This is a genomic window from Pseudomonas sp. B111 (genome assembly GCF_026428275.1).
Lineage (GTDB): Bacteria > Pseudomonadota > Gammaproteobacteria > Pseudomonadales > Pseudomonadaceae > Pseudomonas > Pseudomonas aeruginosa.
On the sequence record NZ_CP097857.1, the window covers coordinates 4,887,166 to 4,906,957 of the forward strand.

The following is a 19,792-nucleotide window of genomic DNA, read 5'->3' on the forward strand; positions in this document are numbered from 1 at the left end:
CGGCCGCGAGGCACGCCGTTGCGGCGCGCCGGTACGGCAACGGTTTAGACCTTGCTGCGCTCGTAGCGCTTGCGGTCGTTCTCGTTGAGCATCTTCTTGCGCAGGCGGATCGACTTCGGCGTCACTTCCACCAGCTCGTCGTCGGCGATGAACTCCAGCGCCTGCTCGAGGGTGAAGCGGATCGGCGGAACCAGGGCGATGACTTCGTCCTTGCCGGAAGCGCGCATGTTGTCGAGCTTCTTGCCCTTGGTCGGGTTGATCACCAGGTCGTTGTCACGGCTGTTGATGCCGGCCAACTGGCCTTCGTAGATTTCGTCGCCCGGGCCGAGGAACAGCTTGCCGCGGCTCTGCAGGGTCTCCAGCGAGTAGGTCAGCGCGGTGCCGGTGGCCATGGAGACCAGTACGCCGTTCTGGCGGTTGCTGACTTCGCCGGCCTTGATCGGACCGTAGTGGCTGAAGGTCGAGGTCAGGATACCGGTGCCCGAGGTCAGGGTCAGGAAGTTGTTGCGGAAGCCGATCAGGCCGCGCGCCGGAATGGTGTACTCCAGGCGCACGCGGCCCTTGCCGTCGGGAATCATGTTGCTCAGGTCGCCCTTGCGCAGGCCCATCTGCTCCATCACCGAGCCCTGGTGCTGCTCCTCGATGTCGATGGTGACGTTCTCGTAGGGCTCCTGCTTCTCGCCGTCCTTCTCGATGATCACCACTTCCGGGCGGCCCACGGCCAGCTCGAAGCCTTCGCGGCGCATGGTCTCGATCAGTACCGACAGGTGCAGTTCGCCACGGCCGGAAACCTTGAACTTCTCCGGGCTGTCGCCCGGCTCGACGCGCAGCGCCACGTTATGCAGCAGTTCCTTCTCCAGGCGCTCCTTGATGTTGCGGCTGGTGACGAACTTGCCTTCGCGGCCGGCGAACGGCGAATCGTTGACCTGGAAGGTCATGCTCACGGTCGGCTGGTCGACGGTCAGCGGCGGCAGCGCCTCGACGTTCTGCGGGTCGCACAGGGTATCGGAGATGAACAGCTCCTCCATGCCGCTGACGCAGACGATGTCGCCGGCTTCCGCCTCGGCCACCTCGACGCGCTGCAGGCCGTGGTGGCCCATGATCTTCAGGATGCGGCCGTTGCGCTTGCTGCCGTCGTCGCTGATGGCCACCACCGGGGTGTTGGACTTGACCTTGCCGCGGGTGATGCGGCCGATACCGATCACGCCGAGGAAGCTGTTGTAGTCCAGCTGCGAGATCTGCATCTGGAACGGACCCTCGGTGTCCACCACCGGGGCCGGGACGTGGTCGATGATCGCCTGGAACAGCGCGTCCATGTTGTCGTCCATCTTCTCGTGGTCGAGGCCGGCGATGCCGTTCAGGGCGCTGGCGTAGACGATCGGGAAGTCGAGTTGCTCGTCGGTGGCGCCGAGGTTGTCGAACAGGTCGAAGATCTGGTCGATGACCCAATCCGGACGCGCGCCCGGGCGGTCGATCTTGTTCACCACCACGATCGGACGCAGGCCGGCCTTGAAGGCCTTCTGGGTCACGAAGCGGGTCTGCGGCATGGGGCCGTCCTGGGCGTCGACCACCAGCAGCACGGAGTCGACCATCGACATCACGCGCTCCACCTCGCCGCCGAAGTCGGCGTGACCGGGGGTGTCGACGATGTTGATGTTGTAGCCGTTCCACTTGATCGCGGTGTTCTTCGCCAGGATGGTGATGCCACGCTCTTTTTCCTGGTCGTTGGAGTCCATCACCCGCTCGCTTTCCGCTTCTTTGCGGTCGAGGGTGCCGGACAGCTTCAGCAGCTTGTCCACCAGGGTGGTCTTGCCATGGTCGACGTGGGCGATGATGGCGATGTTGCGCAGATTTTCGATCACAAGTCTTGTCTCGTTTAACGCCCGAAGCGCGGCTTCGCGGCGGTGGTGGGGTCGGACAGGGCGGCGCCCGACACGACAGGCTTCTTCAATTAAGGGGCGGGCAGCAGGCGGACGCTGCCCCGGTCCGGCCGGCACGCCGAAGGGCGGGCATCGGCCTAGGCGGCGGACGTGTCGGGAGGACGGTGGCGGATGCTGCCGCCGAACAAGCCCGGCTGCTTAAGCCGGACGATAAACACGCACATTGGTGTGCCCCTCGTTGAGCAGGTGATGGGCATGCAGGCGGCTCATCACCCCTTTGTCGCAATACAGGAGGTACTGGCGGTTGGCGTCCAGTTCCTTGAAGCGGCTGTTGATCGCGTAGAACGGCAGCGCCTGGACTTCGACGCCTTCCAGGGCCAGGGGTTCGTCTTCCTGGGCATCAGGATGGCGGATATCGATGACAATCTGACCGGGCAGCACCTCGCCGACCTCTTCCACCTGCAGGTCCTGGCCGAGTTCGTCGATCACCCGGTCGACGGTGCGCTGGGTGGCGCGCTCCAGGGCGCGCTCGAGCACCGCCATGTCGAATTTCGACTCTTCGTGCTCGACGCGGTAGGGCTTGGCCTGGGTGGTCGGGTTCACAGAGATCACCCCGCAGTATTCCGGCATGTGCCGGGCGAACTCGGCGGTGCCGATCTGCCGGGCGGTGTCGATGATGTCCTGCTTGTGGCTGACGATCAGCGGGCGCAGCACCAGGGTGTCGGTAACCCGGTCGATCACCGAGAGGTTCGGCAGGGTCTGGCTGGACACCTGGGAGATCGCCTCGCCGGTCACCAGCGCGTCCAGCTCCAGGCGCTCGGCCACGCGGCTGGCGGCGCGCAGCATCATGCGCTTGAGGGTCACGCCCATATAGCTGTCGTCGACCTTGGTGAGGATCTCGCCGACCACTTCCTCGAACGGCACGCTGACGAACAGCACGCGCTGCGAGCGGCCGTACTTCTCCCACAGGTAGTGGGCGACTTCCATCACCCCCAGTTCGTGGGCGCGCCCGCCGAGGTTGAAGAACACGAAGTGGCTGATCATCCCGCGGCGCATCATCTGGTAGGCCGCCACGGTCGAGTCGAAGCCGCCGGACATCAGCACCAGCACCTGCTCCAGCGCGCCCAGCGGATAGCCGCCCAGGCCCGGATGCTGGCGATGGATGACGAACAGGCGGTCGAGGCGGATTTCCATCCGCACCTCGACTTCCGGCTGCTTCAGGTCGATCCCGGCAGCCCCGCATTCGCGGCGCAGGCCGCTGCCGACGTAACGCTCCACCTCCATCGAGGTGAACGCGTGCTTGCCGGCGCGCTTGCAGCGCACGGCGAAGGTCTTGCCGGCCAACTGGTCGCCGAAATGCGCCTTGCACTTGGCGAGGATGTCGTCGAAATCGCCCAGCGGATACTCGTGGACCTCGAGGAAATGACCGATGCCCGGGGTGCAGGTCAGGCGCTCGATCATCTCGCGCCTGGCCTTGGCGTCGACCACGGCGGTCTCTACCTCAAGGTTGTCCCACTCGCCCTCGACCTTCAGCTCCGGGTCCAGGTCGCGCAGCACCGCGCGGATGTTCTTCGCCAACTGCCGGATGAAGCGCTTGCGCACCGGCCGGCTCTTGATGGTGATTTCCTGGAAGGTCTTGACGATGAGTTTCATGCGAGGGACGCGAACGCGCGGGGCGACGGAAAAAAAGGGGCGGAATTATATCTGAAATTGCTCACGTATTGAGCAGAAATATGCACAGTTATTTTTGCTGCACCAAAATGGAATGATGCACCAACATGGAGCACCATAACGGTGCACCCGAAGGCCGCCCAGCTACCCTGAAGAAGACCTGGCCCCGCCAAACATGGGGCCCTGCCCGATTCCGGGCACTGGCACGCAACTTGCTCACTTGTGAGGCAGGTTGCCCTGGCGGAGTATTCCGGCCGGCATCACCCGATACTGGGGCACAGAAAAAGCTCCCAGCTCTAATCCCTCCTGGAGGACAGCATGTCGTACAAGTCGCACCAACTGATCAAAGACCATGACGTGAAGTGGGTAGACCTGCGCTTCACCGATACCAAGGGCAAGCAGCAACACGTCACCATGCCGGCTCGCGACGCGCTGGACGATGAGTTCTTCGAAGCCGGCAAGATGTTCGACGGCTCCTCCATCGCCGGCTGGAAAGGCATCGAAGCCTCCGACATGATCCTGATGCCGGACGACAGCACCGCCGTCCTCGATCCGTTCACCGAAGAGCCGACCCTGATCCTGGTCTGCGACATCATCGAGCCGAGCACCATGCAAGGCTACGAGCGCGACCCGCGCAACATCGCCAAGCGCGCCGAGGAGTACCTGAAGTCCACCGGCATCGGCGACACCGTGTTCGTCGGCCCGGAACCGGAGTTCTTCATCTTCGACGAAGTGAAGTTCAAGTCCGACATCTCCGGCTCGATGTTCAAGATCTTCTCCGAGCAGGCTTCCTGGAACACCGACGCCGACATCGAGTCCGGCAACAAGGGCCATCGCCCGGGCGTGAAGGGCGGCTACTTCCCGGTACCGCCGGTCGACCACGACCATGAAATCCGCACCGCCATGTGCAACGCCCTGGAAGAAATGGGCCTGGTGGTCGAAGTCCACCACCACGAAGTGGCAACCGCCGGCCAGAACGAGATCGGCGTGAAGTTCAACACCCTGGTCGCCAAGGCCGACGAAGTGCAGACCCTGAAGTACTGCGTGCACAACGTCGCCGACGCCTACGGCAAGACCGTGACCTTCATGCCGAAGCCGCTGTACGGCGACAACGGCTCGGGCATGCACGTGCACATGTCGATCTCCAAGGACGGCAAGAACACCTTCGCCGGCGAAGGCTATGCCGGCCTGTCCGAGACCGCCCTGTACTTCATCGGCGGCATCATCAAGCACGGCAAGGCCCTGAACGGCTTCACCAACCCCTCGACCAACTCCTACAAGCGCCTGGTCCCGGGCTTCGAAGCTCCGGTGATGCTGGCCTACTCGGCGCGCAACCGTTCCGCCTCGATCCGTATCCCCTACGTATCCAGCCCGAAGGCCCGCCGTATCGAAGCGCGCTTCCCGGACCCGGCAGCCAACCCCTACCTGGCCTTCGCCGCGCTGCTGATGGCCGGCCTGGACGGCATCCAGAACAAGATCCACCCCGGCGATGCCGCCGACAAGAACCTGTACGACCTGCCGCCGGAAGAGGCGAAGGAAATCCCGCAGGTTTGCGGCAGCCTGAAAGAGGCGCTGGAAGAACTCGACAAGGGCCGCGCGTTCCTGACCAAGGGCGGCGTGTTCACCGACGAGTTCATCGATGCCTACATCGAGCTGAAGAGCGAAGAAGAGATCAAGGTGCGCACCTTCGTGCACCCGCTGGAATACGACCTGTACTACAGCGTCTGATCCACCCTTTCCTATAACAACGAGTCACCCTCTTGAGGCCTCCTTCGGGAGGCCTTTTTTATGGGCCGGCCCATGGAGAAACGCAAAGTTCGCCGCGCCGTTCGGTTAGACTTGCCGCGCTCCCCGCCCCAAGGATAAGGACCGTCCATGCGTCACTCTCTCTGGCTCCTGCTTGCCGCCATCCTCAGCCTGCCCGCCCAGGCCGCCACCGAATGCCGCGATATCCACGACCGCGACCTGCGGCGCATGTGCAACGCACTGGAACGCGGCGACAGCGGGGATTGCGGCGACATCGACAGCCGCGACCTGCGGCGTTACTGCGGCGCGCTGCTGGCGCCGGGACAGCGCTACGACTGCGACGACATCCGCGACGGCGACACGCGCCGCCAGTGCCGCGCCATCGTCCGCGGCGACCGCAAGCGCTGCGACGACATCGACAGCCGCGACATGCGCCGCCAGTGCCGGGCCGTGGTATCGCGTGCGCCGTGGCAGTGCGACGGCATCGACGACCGCGACATGCGCCGCATCTGCCGGGTCATCCTGTCGCGCTAGATGCCGCCGTCCGCCGGCGTGCCCTGCTCGTCCGGTTCCGCGGATTTCGCCTTGGGCGCCCGGCTCAACTGTACGTTGAGACGCGGCATGGACAGTTCGAGGCCGGCCTGGTCGAGGCGCCGACGCAGGCGCAGGTTGAACGCCCGCTGGACCTCCCACTGCTTGATCGGCGCGGTCTTGAAGCGGAAGCGCAGGATCGCCTGGCCGTTGTCGAAACTCTCCACGCCCTGCAATTCCATCGGCGACCACAGGTTACGGTAGACCGCCGGGTCGCTGCGCAGCTCCATCGCGACCTCGCGCACCAGCGCCACCGCGTCGTCGATCGGCATGCTCGCCGGCACCGGCCAGCGGAACATCGCGTAGCCGAACTGGCGCGAGTAGTTCTTGATGCTCTTGATCTCGCTGAACGGGATGGTATGCACCACGCCGTCCAGGTCGCGCAGGCGCACGGTACGGATAGTCAGGCCCTCGACCGTGCCAAGGTGGCCGCCGACGTCGACGTAGTCGTCGATCGACAGCGAGTCCTCGATGATGATGAACAGGCCGGTGATCAGGTCCGCCACCAGCGACTGCGCGCCGAAGCCGATGGCCAGGCCGATCACGCCGGCACCGGCCAGCAACGGGGTGACGTTCATGCCCATGTTGGCCAGGGCGACGATCAGGGCGATCACCGCGATGGTGGCGAACAGCACGTTGCGGATCAGCGGCAGCATGGTCAGCGCGCGGGTGTTCGGCCGGCTCTTGCCGCCCAGGCCGAGGCTGTGCTGGATCGCGGTATCGGTGAGGATCCAGATCAGCCAGGCGACCAGCAGAGTGGTGCCGAAGCTGACCACCTTCATGCTGATCTGCTCGCCCTCGCCTTCCGCATAGCGAATCAGCGACATGCCCCAGACGCGCAAGGCGACCTCGATGAAGAACAGCACCACGAAGATGTGCAGCAGGGTGTAGCCGAAGCTTTGCAACTGTTCGATGTACGGCGCGCTGCGGCGCGGGCCGGCGCCGACCCGACTGGAACGGCGGCGGATCAGCCCGATCACGGTCATCGCCACCACCGCCAGCACCGCGCAGACCAGCGCCCGGCGCAACGCCGAACTGCTGTCGCCGGCGGAAACGAAGGTGGCGAACAGGGAAATCCCCACCAGCACCAGCACCGGCACGAACCACAGCGAGCCGACCAGTTGCACCAGGTCGTGCAGGCTACGGCGCTTGAGGCGGCGCTCCAGCGGCTGGTTGCGGATCAGGTGGGCGATCGGCCGGCGGAAACGCATCACGAATAGCGCGGTGAACAGCGCGGCGCTGGCGTTGGCCAGGGTACTCAGGCAGATCGAGGTGTGCTCGCCGAGGCCGGCGATCAGCCGCGGATCGTGGGCGACCTCGCCCAGCGCGGCGAGGCTGCCGATCAGCCACAACGGGCGGAACGCCTGGCGCCGCAGGATATCCAGGGCGCGCTGGCGGTGCGGGCCACTGAGCAGCGAGAGGGAAATCACGCACAGCGCGGAGAACAGCGTGCCGCAGACCAGCACATAGGCCATGACCATCGCCAGGGTCTTGCTCAGGGAGTCCGGCAGCACCACCGACAGGTACAGGGTGATGAGGAAGGCCACCAGCCAGGGCCCCAGCTTGCGCAGGGAAAACAGCAGCAGGTCGCGGGTCTTCGGATGCTGCGGCAACTCCGCCGACAGGCCGAAGCGCTCGCGCATGCGCCGGCTGAGCCAGAGCAGCGCGCTGGCCAGGCAGGCCCAGAGGAGGATCACCACCGAAAAATCGAAGACCATCGCCGGCAGGTCGCGCCAGCTGGGAAAGCGCTCCTCGAGTTCGGCACGCGCCAGCTGGAACTGGTTGCCCCATAACGCGACCGGGCTGTTCGCGCCCTGGAACTGCTTTTCCAGGCTGGTCAGGGTATCGCCGATCAGCCCCAGCACCCCACCCTCGCTTTCCTTGCCTTTCTTGGTCACGTCGCGCAGCTGTTTCAGCTTTTTCAGCAGGTCGGCGCGCTGCCTGTCGTTCTCCAGGGTCTGGATGACCTGGTTCAGCGATTGTTCCAACTGCGCATCGCTGACCTTCTCGCCACCGGAGGAACTCCCCGCCAACGGGTTCGGCAGCGCCGCGGCGCCCGGCGGCGAGTAGAACAGGGCGGCGCAGAGGCACAGCAGCAGGGCCGCCAGGACGCGGGAGCGAAGGGTGAAGCGGGCGATGATCGGCACGAGAAAGGCAGTCCCCAAGGTGAGAAACCGAAACAGCCGCATCATACAAGCCGGACACCCGCCGTTTCGAACGGGGCCGCCGGCCGGCGGCGCAAGCACAGACACTCTGGCGCAACGAGGGTTCGCCCCGCCAGTGCCGGCTGAGACGGACGCAGCCGCGCGGCGGGGCACAGCGACCGCCAACGTGCCCCAGCGCACACCTTCGAATACCCGCATGCCGCACAATGCACGGCTTGCCAGCGCGCCGATGCGGTGCAACGCTTGGCAGGTTCACCCGGAGACCGTCCATGCGCCTGATCACCAGCTGCCTGCTCCTGGCCGCCGCCCTGCCGGCCATGGCGCAGATCTACCAATACACCGACGCCAACGGCAACAAGGTATTCACCAACCAGCCGCCAGACGGGGTGCAGGCGCAGACCGTCGAACTGCAGCCGACCAATACCGTAGGAATCGACACGCCGGAAAAGTCCTCCGCGGGCAATTCCCCGACCGCCGATAGCGAGGCCGCCGCCTACGAGATCCTTGCCCTCAGCGACCTCCCCACGGAAGAGGCGCTGCGCGCCAACAACGGCACCTTCAACGTCAGCGTCAGCATCCGCCCGGCCCTGCACAGCGGCCACCAGTTGCAACTGGTGCTGGACGGCAAACCCTACGGCACGCCCAGCAGCGGCACCCGCTTCACCCTGCACGAGATCGACCGCGGCGACCACAGCCTCGCGGTACAGGTACTCAACGGCGAACGGGTGCTGCAATCCAGCCCGCCGGTGACCTTCACCGTGCAGCGCGTGCACCTCGGGAAGAAGCGATGATCCCGCGCATTCTCGGCGCCCTCCTGCTGTGCCTGGCCTGCGCCGCGCAAGCGGGGGTCTACACCTACATCGACGCCGAGGGCAACCGCGTCTACACCGACCAGCCGCCCAGCGGGCGCAAGGCCCAACGCGTCGAACTGGCACCGGGCAACAGCGTGGCACCACCGGGCATACGCTATCGTCCGCCCGCCGCGCCGCTGGAGGTGAAGCCGCCGGCCTACCAGCTACTGCGCATCCTCTTCCCCGAACCGGACGCAACCCTGCGCGCCAACAGCGGCGACGTCATCGTCACCGTCACCAGCGAGCCGGCGCTGCTGCCCGGCCATCGCTATCGCCTGCTGCTCGACGGCAAGCCTGCCGGAGCGCCGGGACGCAGCCCGGTGTTCCCGTTGAAGAACCTCGATCGCGGCACCCACCAGGTCGCAGTGGAAATCATCGATGGCGACGGCATGACCGTCGAAAGCACCCCGAGCCAGCCCTTCCACCTGCATCGAGTGAGCATCGCCGGCCAACCCCTGCCGGAGGTCGATACGCCGCTGGTCAGCGCGGTACAGCCGAGCGGGCGCTAGCCGAACTTCCCTGCCCACTCCGCCGTGGGCGGGATTTTCCGGTTTTTTTCCCGACTCTCCTGGCGAAAACGCCGCCGGCCACGTCAACGCACCAGATTGGTGCGATTACCCGCACCACTTTCTATACTGTCCCCATTTCGGGTCACCGCTCGTCGCCGAAAACCTTCCCGGCGCACCTCTAGCCAGCGCCTCGGCAGAAAAAACGCGCCTTTTCGGCGCCTGGTTTGCTTTTTGCATTTTCCTGCCCAACCTTGGAACAGCTGCCCGCCATGCCGACCGATACCCTGCACCGACTGTTGCTCGACAACCTGACCACCGCGGTGATCCTGCTCAACGGCGAACTGCGCCTGGAGTACATGAACCCGGCAGCGGAGATGCTCCTGGCCGTGAGCGGCCAGCGCAGCCACGGGCAATTCATCAGCGAGCTGTTCACCGAATCGCCGGAAGCCTTGAACTCGCTGCGCCAGGCGGTGGAACAGGCGCATCCGTTCACCAAGCGCGAAGCGACCCTGACCTCTATCACCGGCGTCAGCATCACGGTCGACTATGCGGTGACGCCCATCCTCAACCGCAACGAGACGCTGCTGCTGCTCGAGGTCCATCCGCGCGACCGGCTGATGCGGATCACCCGCGAAGAAGCACAGCTGTCCAAACAGGAGACCACCAAGCTGCTGGTGCGCGGGCTCGCCCACGAGATCAAGAACCCGCTCGGCGGCATCCGCGGCGCAGCGCAACTACTATCCCGCGAGCTGCCGGAAGAGTCGCTGAAGGACTACACCAACGTCATCATCGAAGAAGCCGACCGGTTGCGGAACCTGGTGGACCGCATGCTCGGCTCGAACAAACTGCCGAACCTGGCGCCGACCAACATCCATGAAGTGCTGGAGCGGGTCAGCAGCCTGGTGGAAGCGGAGAGCCAGGGCAGCATCACCCTGGTCCGCGACTACGACCCGAGCATCCCCGACCTGCTGCTCGACCGCGAGCAAATGATCCAGGCCGTGCTCAACATGGTACGCAACGCCATGCAGGCGATCGCCGGGCAGAACGACCTGCGCCTCGGTCGCATCACCCTGCGCAGCCGTACCCTGCGCCAGTTCACCATCGGCCACACGCGTCACCGCCTGGTGTGCAAGGTGGAGATCATCGACAACGGCCCGGGCATTCCGGCCGAGCTCCAGGAAACCATCTTCTACCCCATGGTCAGCGGCCGTCCGGACGGTACCGGACTCGGCCTGGCCATCGCCCAGAACATCATCAGCCAGCACCAGGGGCTGATTGAATGCGAGAGCCACCCCGGCCATACCGTGTTCAGTCTGTTCCTGCCCCTGGAACAAGGAGTGCATTGACCATGAGCCGATCAGAGACCGTCTGGATCGTCGACGACGACCGCTCCATCCGCTGGGTACTGGAAAAGGCCCTGCAGCAGGAAGGCATGACCACGGTGAGCTTCGACAGCGCCGACAGCGTGATCGGCCGCCTCGGCCGGCAGCAGCCGGACGTGATCATCTCCGATATCCGCATGCCCGGCGCCAGCGGCCTCGACCTGCTGGCGCAGATCCGCGAACTGCATCCGCGCCTACCGGTGATCATCATGACCGCGCATTCCGACCTCGACAGCGCGGTGGCCTCCTACCAGGGCGGCGCCTTCGAATACCTGCCCAAGCCGTTCGACGTCGACGAGGCGGTCTCCCTGGTCAAGCGCGCCAACCAGCACGCCCAGGAGCAGCAGGGCCTGGAGCTGCCGGCGAACCAGGCGCGCACGCCGGAGATCATCGGCGAGGCGCCGGCGATGCAGGAGGTATTCCGCGCCATCGGCCGCCTCAGCCATTCCAACATCACCGTGCTGATCAACGGCGAATCGGGTACCGGCAAGGAGCTGGTCGCCCATGCCCTGCATCGCCACAGCCCGCGCGCAGCCTCGCCATTCATCGCGCTGAACATGGCGGCGATCCCCAAGGACCTGATGGAATCCGAGCTGTTCGGCCATGAGAAGGGCGCCTTCACCGGGGCCGCCGCCCAGCGCCGCGGACGCTTCGAGCAGGCCGATGGCGGCACCCTGTTCCTCGACGAGATCGGCGACATGCCGGCCGACACCCAGACCCGCCTGCTGCGCGTCCTGGCCGACGGCGAGTTCTACCGGGTCGGCGGGCACACGCCGGTGAAGGTCGACGTGAGGATCATCGCCGCCACCCACCAGAACCTGGAAAGCCTGGTGCGCGACGGCAAGTTCCGCGAGGACCTGTTCCATCGCCTGAACGTGATCCGCATCCACATCCCGCGGCTGGCCGACCGCCGCGAGGACATCCCGGCGCTGGCCCGGCACTTCCTCAGCCGCGCCGCCCAGGAGCTGGCGGTGGAACCCAAGCTGCTGAAGGCGGAAACCGAGGAGTACCTGAAGAACCTCGGCTGGCCGGGCAACGTCCGCCAACTGGAGAACACCTGCCGCTGGATCACCGTGATGGCCTCCGGCCGCGAGGTGCACATCGACGACCTGCCGCCGGAGCTGCTGACCCAGCCGCAGGACAGCGCGCCGGCGGCGAACTGGGAACAGGCCCTGCGCCAGTGGGCCGACCAGGCGCTGGGCCGCGGCCAGTCGAACCTGCTGGACAGCGCCGTGCCGGCCTTCGAACGGATCATGATAGAAACCGCCCTCAAGCACACCGCCGGCCGCCGCCGCGATGCCGCCGTGCTGCTCGGCTGGGGCCGCAATACCCTGACCCGCAAGATCAAGGAGCTGGGGATGAACGTCGATGGAGCCGACGACGAAGGCGACGACTGAAGCGCCACTGCTCCCATGAGCGACCCAACGGGGCCTTCGGGCCCCGTTTTTCATGGTCCGTCGCGCGCCCCTGCCAAGCGAGACGCCGCCCCGGCCTCGGCAGGGCGCCCGCCCGATACCGTCGGTCAAACCGTGGCGTAGAGCGAATAACCGCATCGCGGTTATCCGCCGGTTGTGCAGAGCCGCGGCGGATAACGCCTATGGCGTTATTCGCCCTACCGTCCGCAGCACAGCCCCAGCCTCGGCAGAGCGCCCGCTCGGCACCGTCGATCAAACCGTGGCGTAGGGCGAATAACCGCATCGCGGTTATCCGCCGGTTGTGCAGGGCCGCGGCGGATAACTCCGCTGGCGTTATTCGCCCTACCGTCCGCAGCACAGCCCCAGCCTCGGCAGAGCGCCCGCCCGGCACCGTCGATCAAACCGTGGCGTAGGGCGAATAACCGCATCGCGGTTATCCGCCGGTTCGGCGGGGCAGCGGCCCTTGCCCGGATTTTGGGCAGCGTGCACCAGCAGGCGACAAATCGGCATCAATCGCTGGCGGAAAAGCCCGCTCCGTCATTTTTCCGCAATCGACTTCCCACAACCCCCTGGGATGCCGCCAAGCCCTTGATCCACGGGCCTCCAGAGGCATTCATCACCAGCTCGCCCACAGACTTACCCACAACCCTTCAGGAAAGCGAGCGCGCCGCCAGCGTCTCATGAGAATTGGCACAGCCCCTGCATTGGAGCAGATAACGAAGATTTCGGGGGCCTCGGTACAGGCAGGCTGGGGAATCCCCTCTTTTACACCCGGCGGCAGACGCAGCATCCGCGCGCAACCGCCACACCCGTTTCGGGGACCTCGGTACAGGCAGGCTGAGAACTCCCCTCTTTTATGCCCGGCGGCAGCGCAGCGATCCGCGCCTCCGCCCTCCCGTTTGGGGACCTCGGTACAGGCAGGCTGAGAATTCCCCCTTTTATTCCCGGCCGTCGCGCTCCTGCAGTTCGACGACCAGGCGCCAGCCCTCGCCGTCCTCCGACCACTGCCAGCGCCCCTGCAAGGGGCGGGTCGAGACCAGGCTCAACAGCAGCGCCTTTCCCTCCTCGCGGACGCGCCAGCGCAACGGCTGGCCCAACCATCGCCCGTCTCCCTGCTGCGCCGCGCCCCGGGCGACGATGCGCAACGTCAGGGCACCCTCCACCCGTGCCGCCGTAACCGCAGCCTGGCGATCGAAGCGCAGGACCAGGCCCTGCTCGCTCTCCCCGACCGCCAGCAGTTGCGGCGCAGACGTCGGCAGCGAAGCGGGACCGAACAACCTGCCGAGCATCAGCCCGAACAACAACCCGGCAAGCACCAGCGCACCCCAGACTTTCCAGCGCTGGCGCCGCAGATCGTCGATGGCGGAGGTAGAATGCCGCCCGTTATCTGCTCCGGAGCCCTGCATGTTCCACGTCATCCTGTTTCAACCGGAGATTCCTCCGAATACCGGCAACATTATCAGGCTCTGCGCCAACGCCGGATGCAGTCTGCACCTGATCGAGCCGCTCGGTTTCGAACTGGACGACAAGCGCTTGCGCCGTGCCGGCCTCGACTACCACGAATACGCCAGCGTACGCCGCTACCCGGATCTGCAGAGCTGCCTCGAGGCCCTCGGCCAGCCACGCCTGTTCGCCTTCACCACCAAGGGGTCGCGGGCCTTCCACGAAGTGGCCTACCAGCGCGGCGATGCCTTCCTCTTCGGCCCGGAAAGCCGCGGACTGCCGGAGGACGTGCGCAACGCCCTGCCAACCGATCGGCGCCTGCGCCTGCCGATGCGCGAAGGCTGCCGTAGCCTGAACCTGTCCAACACGGTGGCGGTGACCGTCTACGAAGCCTGGCGCCAGCTCGGCTTCGCCATGGACTGAGCCGGCCGGCAGGCATGAAAAAGCCCGCGCAAGGCGGGCTTTTTCGCAAGCGCTGGGCTTACTGGACCGACGGCGTCGGGATTTCGCCGGAGGCCTGCATGCGGGCGATTTCCTGGGCGTAGAGAGCGTCGAAGTTCACCGGCGACAGCATCAGCGCCGGGAACGAACCGCGTACCACCAGGTTGTCCAGGGCTTCGCGAGCGTACGGGAAGAGGATGTTCGGGCAGAACGCGCCGAGGGTATGGCTCATGCTCGACGGATCGAGGTTCTTGATCAGGAAGATGCCGGCCTGCTGCACTTCGGCGATGAAGGCAGTGGTGTCCTCGCCGTTCTTCACGGTCACCGATACGGTCAGGACCACTTCGTAGAAGTCGCCGTCCAGCTGCTTCTGGCGAGTGTTCAGGTCCAGGCTGATGGACGGGTTCCATTCCTGGCGGAAGATTTCCGGGGACTTCGGCGACTCGAACGACAGGTCGCGCAGGTAGATGCGCTGCAGGGAGAACTGGGGTTGCTGCTCGTCGGCAGCGCCGTTGGTAGCTTGCTCGGTCATTTTCGGGCCTTCCCTTGGGTCAATTCATGAATGGTTTCAGGCAGACAGCAGCGCGTCCAGCTTGCCGGCGCGCTCCAGTGCATGAAGGTCGTCGCAGCCGCCGACATGGGTCTCGCCGATCCAGATCTGCGGCACGGTGGTCGATCCCGCCTTGCGTGCCAGCTCGGCGCGCAGTTCTGGCTTGCCGTCGCAGGCGATCTCCTGGAAGTCCACGCCCTTGCGTTGCAGCAGCTGCTTGGCGCGGATGCAGTACGGACACCAGGCGGTGGTGTAGATCACGACGGGCGGCATGTCACTTCACCAGCGGCAGGTTGTCGCCGCGCCAGCTGCCGATCCCGCCGGACAGCTTGGCGGCGTTGAAGCCGGCCTTCTTCAGGACGCCGCCCCAGGTACCGGAGTGCTGGCCCATGGCGTCGACCAGGATGATGGTCTTGCCCTTGTACTTTTCCAGCTCGGTCATGCGGCTGTTCAGCTTGTCGGCCGGGATGTTCAGCGCGTCGACGATGTGCCCGCTGGCGAACTCCTTGGCCGGACGGATATCCAGGACCACCGCCTGGTCGGCATTGACCAGCGCGGTCAGCTCGCGGGTCGACAGGCTCTTGCCGCCCTTGCGCAGCTCGTGCAGCAACAGCAGGACCAGCAGGACCAGCAGCGCCGCGACCAGCAGGTAGTGGTTGGTGGCGAACTCGATCAGACGGGAAACGAATTGCATGGTGACGGATATCCAGGGCGTAAAAATGCCGGCCAGTATACAGACCGCGCCGGCCAGGGGGGAACCCGCCGGGCGGCGCCCCGCTCGGCTCCAGGAAATGGCGTCGCGGGAAACTTCACGGTTAGAATGCCGGTCCTTTTCTGTGAAGCTGGCCAGTTCCGGCCCGGGCACGGCTCGGGCAGGACAGAGGGAGCGAGGATAGCGGCATTCGGTTGCGGATCGGCGTCATCGGTTTAATCAATCAGCCTCTTCCTACGTCTTGAACGACAATGTTCCCACTAAATTTGGTCAGTTTCTGAACCCCGCGGAAATAGAGCCGGACATATGACTGCCACGCCCAAACCCCTGGTCCTGATCATCCTGGACGGCTTCGGCCACAGCGAAAGCCCTGACTACAACGCCATCTACGCCGCGAAGAAGCCGGTCTGGGATCGCCTCCTGGCGACCCAGCCGCACGGCCTGATCTCCGGCTCCGGCATGGACGTCGGCCTGCCCGACGGCCAGATGGGCAACTCCGAGGTCGGCCACATGAACCTCGGCGCAGGCCGCGTGGTGTACCAGGACTTCACCCGCGTCACCAAGGCCATCCGCGACGGCGAATTCTTCGAAAACCCGGTGATCGCCGGGGCGGTCGACAAGGCCGTCGCCGCCGACAAGGCGGTGCACATCCTCGGCCTGCTCTCTCCGGGCGGCGTACACAGCCATGAAGACCACCTGGTGGCGATGGCGCAGATGGCCGCCAGGCGCGGCGCCGGCAAGATCTACCTGCATGCCTTCCTGGATGGCCGCGATACCCCGCCGAAAAGCGCGCAACCGTCGCTGGAGCGTCTCGACGCCACCTTCGCCGGGCTCGGCAAGGGCCGCATCGCCTCGATCATCGGCCGCTATTTCGCGATGGATCGCGACAACCGCTGGGACCGCGTCCAGGCCGCCTATGAACTGATCGTCGACGGCAAGGCCGAGTTCACCGCCGACTCCTCGGTGGCAGCCCTCGAGGCCGCCTACGCCCGCGGCGAGAGCGACGAATTCGTCAAGGCCACCGCGGTGGTCCCGGCCGGCGCCGAAGCGGTGCGGGTCGAGGATGGCGACGCGGTGATCTTCATGAACTTCCGCGCCGACCGCGCCCGCGAACTGAGCCGCGCCTTCGTCGAGCCGGCGTTCAAGGAATTCCCCCGCGAGCAGGCCCCGCAGTTGGCAGGCTTCGTCATGCTGACCCAGTACGCGGCGAGCATCCCGGCGCCCTGCGCCTTCCCGCCGGAGCCGCTGACCAACGTCCTCGGCGAATACCTGGCCAAGCATGGCAAGACCCAGCTGCGCATCGCCGAGACCGAGAAGTACGCCCACGTGACCTTCTTCTTCTCCGGCGGCCGCGAGGAACCCTACGAGGGCGAGGAGCGCATCCTGATCCCCTCGCCGAAGGTCGCCACCTACGACCTGCAGCCCGAGATGAGCGCGCCGGAAGTCACCGACCGTATCGTCGAGGCCATCGAGCAACAACGCTACGATGTGATCGTGGTCAACTACGCCAACGGCGACATGGTCGGCCACACCGGCGTGTTCGAGGCCGCGGTCAAGGCCGTGGAGTGCCTGGACACCTGCATGGGGCGCATCGTCGAGGCGCTGGACAAGGTCGGCGGCGAAGCCCTGATCACCGCCGACCACGGCAATGTCGAGCAGATGGAAGACGAGTCCACCGGCCAGGCGCACACCGCGCACACCTGCGAACCGGTGCCCTTCGTCTACGTCGGCAAGCGCAAGCTGAGCATCCGCGAAGGCGGCGTGCTGGCCGACGTGGCGCCGACCATGCTGACCCTCATGGGGCTGGAGCAGCCAGCGGAAATGACCGGTCGCAGCATCGTCATCCTCGGCTGATCCGCGAACGACGAACTCCCGCGCAGGGCGGATAACCGCGTCGCGGTTATCCGCCGCTTCTGCAGGCCATCGGCGGAGAACGCCTGCGACGTTATCCGCCGTAGCGGGCCGGGCGCCGCGCCCCGTTTCCACGACGTCACCTTCCCCGCTTTAACGCTGCCGATCGGCCGACAGGCCTGGCCACGCGACCTCGAGACGTGTGCCGCGGTTTTCATTTTCCGCGTCTCCCCCCCTGCCTCCCGCTACGTCGCCGAGGCCCGTGCTAGCCTTGCCCGCGCTGTCTTTTCCATCTGCCCTACAAGGATTTCCGCCGATGTGGTTCCTCCTCGCCACCTCGCTCCTCGCCCTGTCCTTCCAGCGCCTGCTGGCTCTCGCCTTGCTGCTCGCGACCTGCTGCCTCGCCTTCTACGACGGAGTTCTCGCTCCGCCTGCGGTCGCCGCCCTGGCTGTACTGGGCGTCCTCGCCCTGTTGCGCCGGCGCCTGGCGGCACGCCGCGCCTGGGCCCTGGGCCTGGAGCTGCTGCTGGTCGCCGGCGCGGTGGGCCTTTTCCTGCACCTGCTACCCGGCTTCGCCAACCCCAGGGTCCTGGACAAGGCGGTGGTCGGCCCGCAGAGCCTGCCGTTCACCATGTACTTCAACTTCGACAAGGCACTGGTGCCGTTCCTGCTACTGGCCTGCCTGCCGAGCCTGTTCCGCGACGAAGCCCGCGCTCCCGGCCGCCCCTGGCACTGGCTGCTGCTCGTGGCGGCGGTGCCGGCGCTGCTTCTGCTGGCTGTCGGCGTCGGCCTGCTGCGGCCGGAACTCCACGCGCCGGCCTGGCTCTGGCAGTTCGTCCTGGCCAACCTGTTCTTCGTTTCCCTTGCCGAGGAAGCGCTGTTCCGCGGCTACCTGCAGCAACGCCTGGGCCAATGGCTGGGCCCCTGGCCCGCCCTGGCGCTGGCCTCGGCGCTGTTCGGCCTGGCGCACTTCGCCGGCGGCCCGCTGCTGATGCTGTTCGCCGGCCTCGCCGGGCTGATCTACGGGTTGGCCTGGCTGTGGAGCGGCCGCCTGTGGGTGGCGACGCTGTTCCACTTCGGGCTGAACCTGACGCATCTGCTGCTGTTCACCTACCCGCTCTACAGACCCGCCTGATGCCCGTGACCTTCGTCGTCGACGACATCCGCCGCTGCCATCCGGCTGAAATACGTGGAAGCGCCCCACAGCGCGCGGTGCGGGGCGTTTTTTTTAACGGCGGCCACGGGCATACTAGGCCGGTCCAATTCCCAGGTGCCCGCCACCCCATGCTCCGCCTCCTTCCTCTCCTGCTATCCCTCGCCTGTCTCGCTCCGGCCTTCGCCGACGAGCGCGCCGACACCCAACGCCAGCTGGAACAGACGCAGAAGGACATCGGCGAGCTGAAGAAGCTGCTGGACGGCATCCAGCAGGAAAAGAGCGGCGTGCAGAAGCAGCTGAAGTCCACCGAGACCGAGATGGGCGACCTGGAAAAACAGATCAAGGCCCTGCAGGACGAGCTGGACAAGAGCGAAGCCGAGCTGAAACGGCTGGATGGGGAGAAAAAAAAACTCCAGGACGCGCGCATTGAGCAGCAGCGCCTCCTCGCCATCCAGGCCCGCGCGGCCTACCAGAGTGGACGCGAGGAATACCTGAAGCTGCTGCTGAACCAGGAACACCCGGAAAAATTCAGCCGCACCCTCACCTACTACGACTACATCAACAAAGCCCGTCTCGAACAGCTCGCCAGCTTCAACGAAACCCTCCGCCAGCTGGCCAACGTCGAGCAGGACATCTCTGCGCAGAAAGCCGAACAACTGAGCAAGCAAGGCGAGCTGGACAGCCGCCGCGAGGCGCTGGCAGCGACCCGCAAGGAGCGCCAGCAAGCCCTGGCCAAGCTGAACAGCGACTACCGCGAACGCGACCAGAAGCTCAAGTCCCGTCAACAGGACCAGGCCGAGCTGGCCAAGGTACTGCGGACCATCGAGGAAACCCTGGCCCGCCAGGCCCGCGAAGCCGCCGCGGCGGCGGAGCGCGAGCGCCAGCGCGCGCTGGCCGCCGAACGCGAGCGTGCGCGCCAGCAGCAGGCCGCCCCCGGACGAGTCACCAGCCCGCCGCGCGAACCTGCGCCGGGCCCGCTGGTCTCAAGCACTGGCGCGGTCTACGGCGGCGCGTTCGGCTCGGCCCGCGGCAAGCTGCCGTGGCCGGTGAATGGCCGCGTCGTGGCGCGCTTCGGCAGCCAGCGCGGCGACGATCCGCGGGCGAAATGGGACGGCGTACTGATTTCGGCGAGCGCCGGCAGCACCGTCCGCGCGGTGCACGGCGGACGCGTGGTATTCGCCGACTGGTTGCGCGGAGCCGGCCTGTTGGTCATCCTCGACCACGGTGGCGGCTACCTCAGCCTTTATGGCCATAATCAAAGCCTGCTGAAAGACGCCGGCGACACCGTGAAGGCCGGCGACCCGATCGCCACCGTTGGAACCAGCGGCGGCCAGAGTAGCCCGGCCGTGTACTTCGCCATTCGCCATCAGGGCCGCCCGGCGGACCCTACTACCTGGTGCCGCGCGCAGGGATAGGCGCCGAACTCGTG

17 protein-coding genes are annotated in these 19,792 nt (G+C 66.1%); 10 read left to right on the forward strand and 7 right to left on the reverse strand.

Translation table 11 applies throughout. The annotated features are described in order from the left end of the window. Positions 1–44 precede the first annotated feature (44 nt). Positions 45–1,862, reverse strand: coding sequence for a translational GTPase TypA (gene typA, locus M6E97_RS22610; RefSeq protein ID WP_003096009.1), 1,818 nt, complete (start codon positions 1,860–1,862; stop codon positions 45–47). Positions 1,863–2,078: 216 nt separating this feature from the next. Next, positions 2,079–3,533, reverse strand: a complete 1,455-nt coding sequence (gene thiI, locus M6E97_RS22615) for a tRNA uracil 4-sulfurtransferase ThiI (protein WP_003096011.1) — start codon at positions 3,531–3,533, stop codon at positions 2,079–2,081. 336 nt (positions 3,534–3,869) lie between these two features. On the opposite strand from thiI, the gene glnA reads away from it, so the two are divergent. After that, positions 3,870–5,279 carry a glutamate--ammonia ligase gene (glnA, locus tag M6E97_RS22620; protein WP_003096016.1) on the forward strand — a complete coding sequence of 470 codons (1,410 nt, stop codon included), beginning with the start codon at positions 3,870–3,872 and terminating at the stop codon, positions 5,277–5,279. Positions 5,280–5,426: 147 nt separating this feature from the next. Continuing rightward, a complete protein-coding gene (locus tag M6E97_RS22625) occupies positions 5,427–5,831 on the forward strand; it encodes a hypothetical protein (protein ID WP_003096019.1) in 405 nt (134 codons plus the stop codon). Here M6E97_RS22625 and M6E97_RS22630 read toward each other — a convergent pair. Beyond that, complete coding sequence (locus M6E97_RS22630; protein ID WP_003111156.1) at positions 5,828–8,035, reverse strand: mechanosensitive ion channel family protein; 2,208 nt, start codon at positions 8,033–8,035, stop codon at positions 5,828–5,830. The two genes, M6E97_RS22625 and M6E97_RS22630, sit on opposite strands and share 4 nt — an antisense overlap. Before the next feature lie 287 nt (positions 8,036–8,322). Here M6E97_RS22630 and M6E97_RS22635 point away from each other — a divergent pair, with 287 nt between their 5' ends. From M6E97_RS22635 to ntrC, 4 genes are all read left to right on the forward strand, one after another. Next, a complete protein-coding gene (locus M6E97_RS22635) occupies positions 8,323–8,844 on the forward strand; it encodes a DUF4124 domain-containing protein (protein ID WP_033937884.1) in 522 nt (173 codons plus the stop codon). Further along, positions 8,841–9,413 carry a DUF4124 domain-containing protein gene (locus M6E97_RS22640; RefSeq protein WP_031686186.1) on the forward strand — a complete coding sequence of 191 codons (573 nt, stop codon included), beginning with the start codon at positions 8,841–8,843 and terminating at the stop codon, positions 9,411–9,413. The genes M6E97_RS22635 and M6E97_RS22640 overlap by 4 nt, the downstream gene beginning before the upstream one ends. Before the next feature lie 269 nt (positions 9,414–9,682). Continuing rightward, positions 9,683–10,759: a two-component system sensor histidine kinase NtrB gene (ntrB, locus tag M6E97_RS22645; RefSeq protein ID WP_003096033.1), complete on the forward strand. Its 1,077-nt coding sequence runs from the start codon at positions 9,683–9,685 to the stop codon at positions 10,757–10,759. 2 nt (positions 10,760–10,761) lie between these two features. Further along, positions 10,762–12,192: a two-component system response regulator NtrC gene (gene ntrC / locus M6E97_RS22650; RefSeq protein WP_003104661.1), complete on the forward strand. Its 1,431-nt coding sequence runs from the start codon at positions 10,762–10,764 to the stop codon at positions 12,190–12,192. A 956-nt stretch (positions 12,193–13,148) separates the two neighbouring features. Here ntrC and M6E97_RS22655 read toward each other — a convergent pair. Beyond that, positions 13,149–13,616, reverse strand: a complete 468-nt coding sequence (locus M6E97_RS22655; protein ID WP_003096038.1) for a hypothetical protein — start codon at positions 13,614–13,616, stop codon at positions 13,149–13,151. Here M6E97_RS22655 and trmL point away from each other — a divergent pair. Continuing rightward, the gene (trmL, locus tag M6E97_RS22660; protein WP_003096047.1) at positions 13,615–14,076 is read left to right on the forward strand and encodes a tRNA (uridine(34)/cytosine(34)/5-carboxymethylaminomethyluridine(34)-2'-O)-methyltransferase TrmL; all 462 of its coding nucleotides are present in this window, start codon (positions 13,615–13,617) and stop codon (positions 14,074–14,076) included. The genes M6E97_RS22655 and trmL overlap by 2 nt on opposite strands. A 58-nt stretch (positions 14,077–14,134) precedes the next feature. Here trmL and secB read toward each other — a convergent pair whose 3' ends face one another. The 3 genes from secB to M6E97_RS22675 are packed head-to-tail and all read right to left on the reverse strand — an operon-like array spanning position 14,135 to position 15,338. Next, the gene (gene secB / locus M6E97_RS22665) at positions 14,135–14,626 is read right to left on the reverse strand and encodes a protein-export chaperone SecB (RefSeq protein ID WP_003096050.1); all 492 of its coding nucleotides are present in this window, start codon (positions 14,624–14,626) and stop codon (positions 14,135–14,137) included. 36 nt (positions 14,627–14,662) lie between these two features. Next, positions 14,663–14,917: a glutaredoxin 3 gene (grxC, locus tag M6E97_RS22670; protein ID WP_003096057.1), complete on the reverse strand. Its 255-nt coding sequence runs from the start codon at positions 14,915–14,917 to the stop codon at positions 14,663–14,665. Between the two features lies 1 nt (position 14,918). Next, a complete protein-coding gene (locus M6E97_RS22675; RefSeq protein ID WP_003096058.1) occupies positions 14,919–15,338 on the reverse strand; it encodes a rhodanese-like domain-containing protein in 420 nt (139 codons plus the stop codon). Positions 15,339–15,662: 324 nt separating this feature from the next. Between M6E97_RS22675 and gpmM the strand changes: the two genes are divergently transcribed. From gpmM to M6E97_RS22690, 3 genes are all read left to right on the forward strand, one after another. Further along, complete coding sequence (gene gpmM / locus M6E97_RS22680; protein WP_016264072.1) at positions 15,663–17,210, forward strand: 2,3-bisphosphoglycerate-independent phosphoglycerate mutase; 1,548 nt, start codon at positions 15,663–15,665, stop codon at positions 17,208–17,210. Positions 17,211–17,523: 313 nt separating this feature from the next. Beyond that, positions 17,524–18,342 carry a CPBP family intramembrane glutamic endopeptidase gene (locus tag M6E97_RS22685; protein ID WP_004365496.1) on the forward strand — a complete coding sequence of 273 codons (819 nt, stop codon included), beginning with the start codon at positions 17,524–17,526 and terminating at the stop codon, positions 18,340–18,342. A gap of 149 nt (positions 18,343–18,491) precedes the next feature. Further along, a complete protein-coding gene (locus tag M6E97_RS22690) occupies positions 18,492–19,778 on the forward strand; it encodes a murein hydrolase activator EnvC family protein (protein WP_003123645.1) in 1,287 nt (428 codons plus the stop codon). Positions 19,779–19,792 lie beyond the last annotated feature (14 nt).

What these genes read in the sequence shown, in the direction of transcription:
- thiI (WP_003096011.1), bottom strand. Translation starts at nt 3,533, where the DNA reads ATGAAACTCATCGTCAAGACCTTCCAGGAAATCACCATCAAGAGCCGG.
- glnA (WP_003096016.1), top strand. Translation starts at nt 3,870, where the DNA reads ATGTCGTACAAGTCGCACCAACTGATCAAAGACCATGACGTGAAGTGG.
- M6E97_RS22625 (WP_003096019.1), top strand. Translation starts at nt 5,427, where the DNA reads ATGCGTCACTCTCTCTGGCTCCTGCTTGCCGCCATCCTCAGCCTGCCC.
- M6E97_RS22635 (WP_033937884.1), top strand. Translation starts at nt 8,323, where the DNA reads ATGCGCCTGATCACCAGCTGCCTGCTCCTGGCCGCCGCCCTGCCGGCC.
- M6E97_RS22640 (WP_031686186.1), top strand. Translation starts at nt 8,841, where the DNA reads ATGATCCCGCGCATTCTCGGCGCCCTCCTGCTGTGCCTGGCCTGCGCC.
- ntrB (WP_003096033.1), top strand. Translation starts at nt 9,683, where the DNA reads ATGCCGACCGATACCCTGCACCGACTGTTGCTCGACAACCTGACCACC.
- ntrC (WP_003104661.1), top strand. Translation starts at nt 10,762, where the DNA reads ATGAGCCGATCAGAGACCGTCTGGATCGTCGACGACGACCGCTCCATC.
- trmL (WP_003096047.1), top strand. Translation starts at nt 13,615, where the DNA reads ATGTTCCACGTCATCCTGTTTCAACCGGAGATTCCTCCGAATACCGGC.
- M6E97_RS22655 (WP_003096038.1), bottom strand. Translation starts at nt 13,616, where the DNA reads ATGCAGGGCTCCGGAGCAGATAACGGGCGGCATTCTACCTCCGCCATC.
- secB (WP_003096050.1), bottom strand. Translation starts at nt 14,626, where the DNA reads ATGACCGAGCAAGCTACCAACGGCGCTGCCGACGAGCAGCAACCCCAG.
- grxC (WP_003096057.1), bottom strand. Translation starts at nt 14,917, where the DNA reads ATGCCGCCCGTCGTGATCTACACCACCGCCTGGTGTCCGTACTGCATC.
- M6E97_RS22675 (WP_003096058.1), bottom strand. Translation starts at nt 15,338, where the DNA reads ATGCAATTCGTTTCCCGTCTGATCGAGTTCGCCACCAACCACTACCTG.
- gpmM (WP_016264072.1), top strand. Translation starts at nt 15,663, where the DNA reads ATGACTGCCACGCCCAAACCCCTGGTCCTGATCATCCTGGACGGCTTC.
- M6E97_RS22685 (WP_004365496.1), top strand. Translation starts at nt 17,524, where the DNA reads ATGTGGTTCCTCCTCGCCACCTCGCTCCTCGCCCTGTCCTTCCAGCGC.
- M6E97_RS22690 (WP_003123645.1), top strand. Translation starts at nt 18,492, where the DNA reads ATGCTCCGCCTCCTTCCTCTCCTGCTATCCCTCGCCTGTCTCGCTCCG.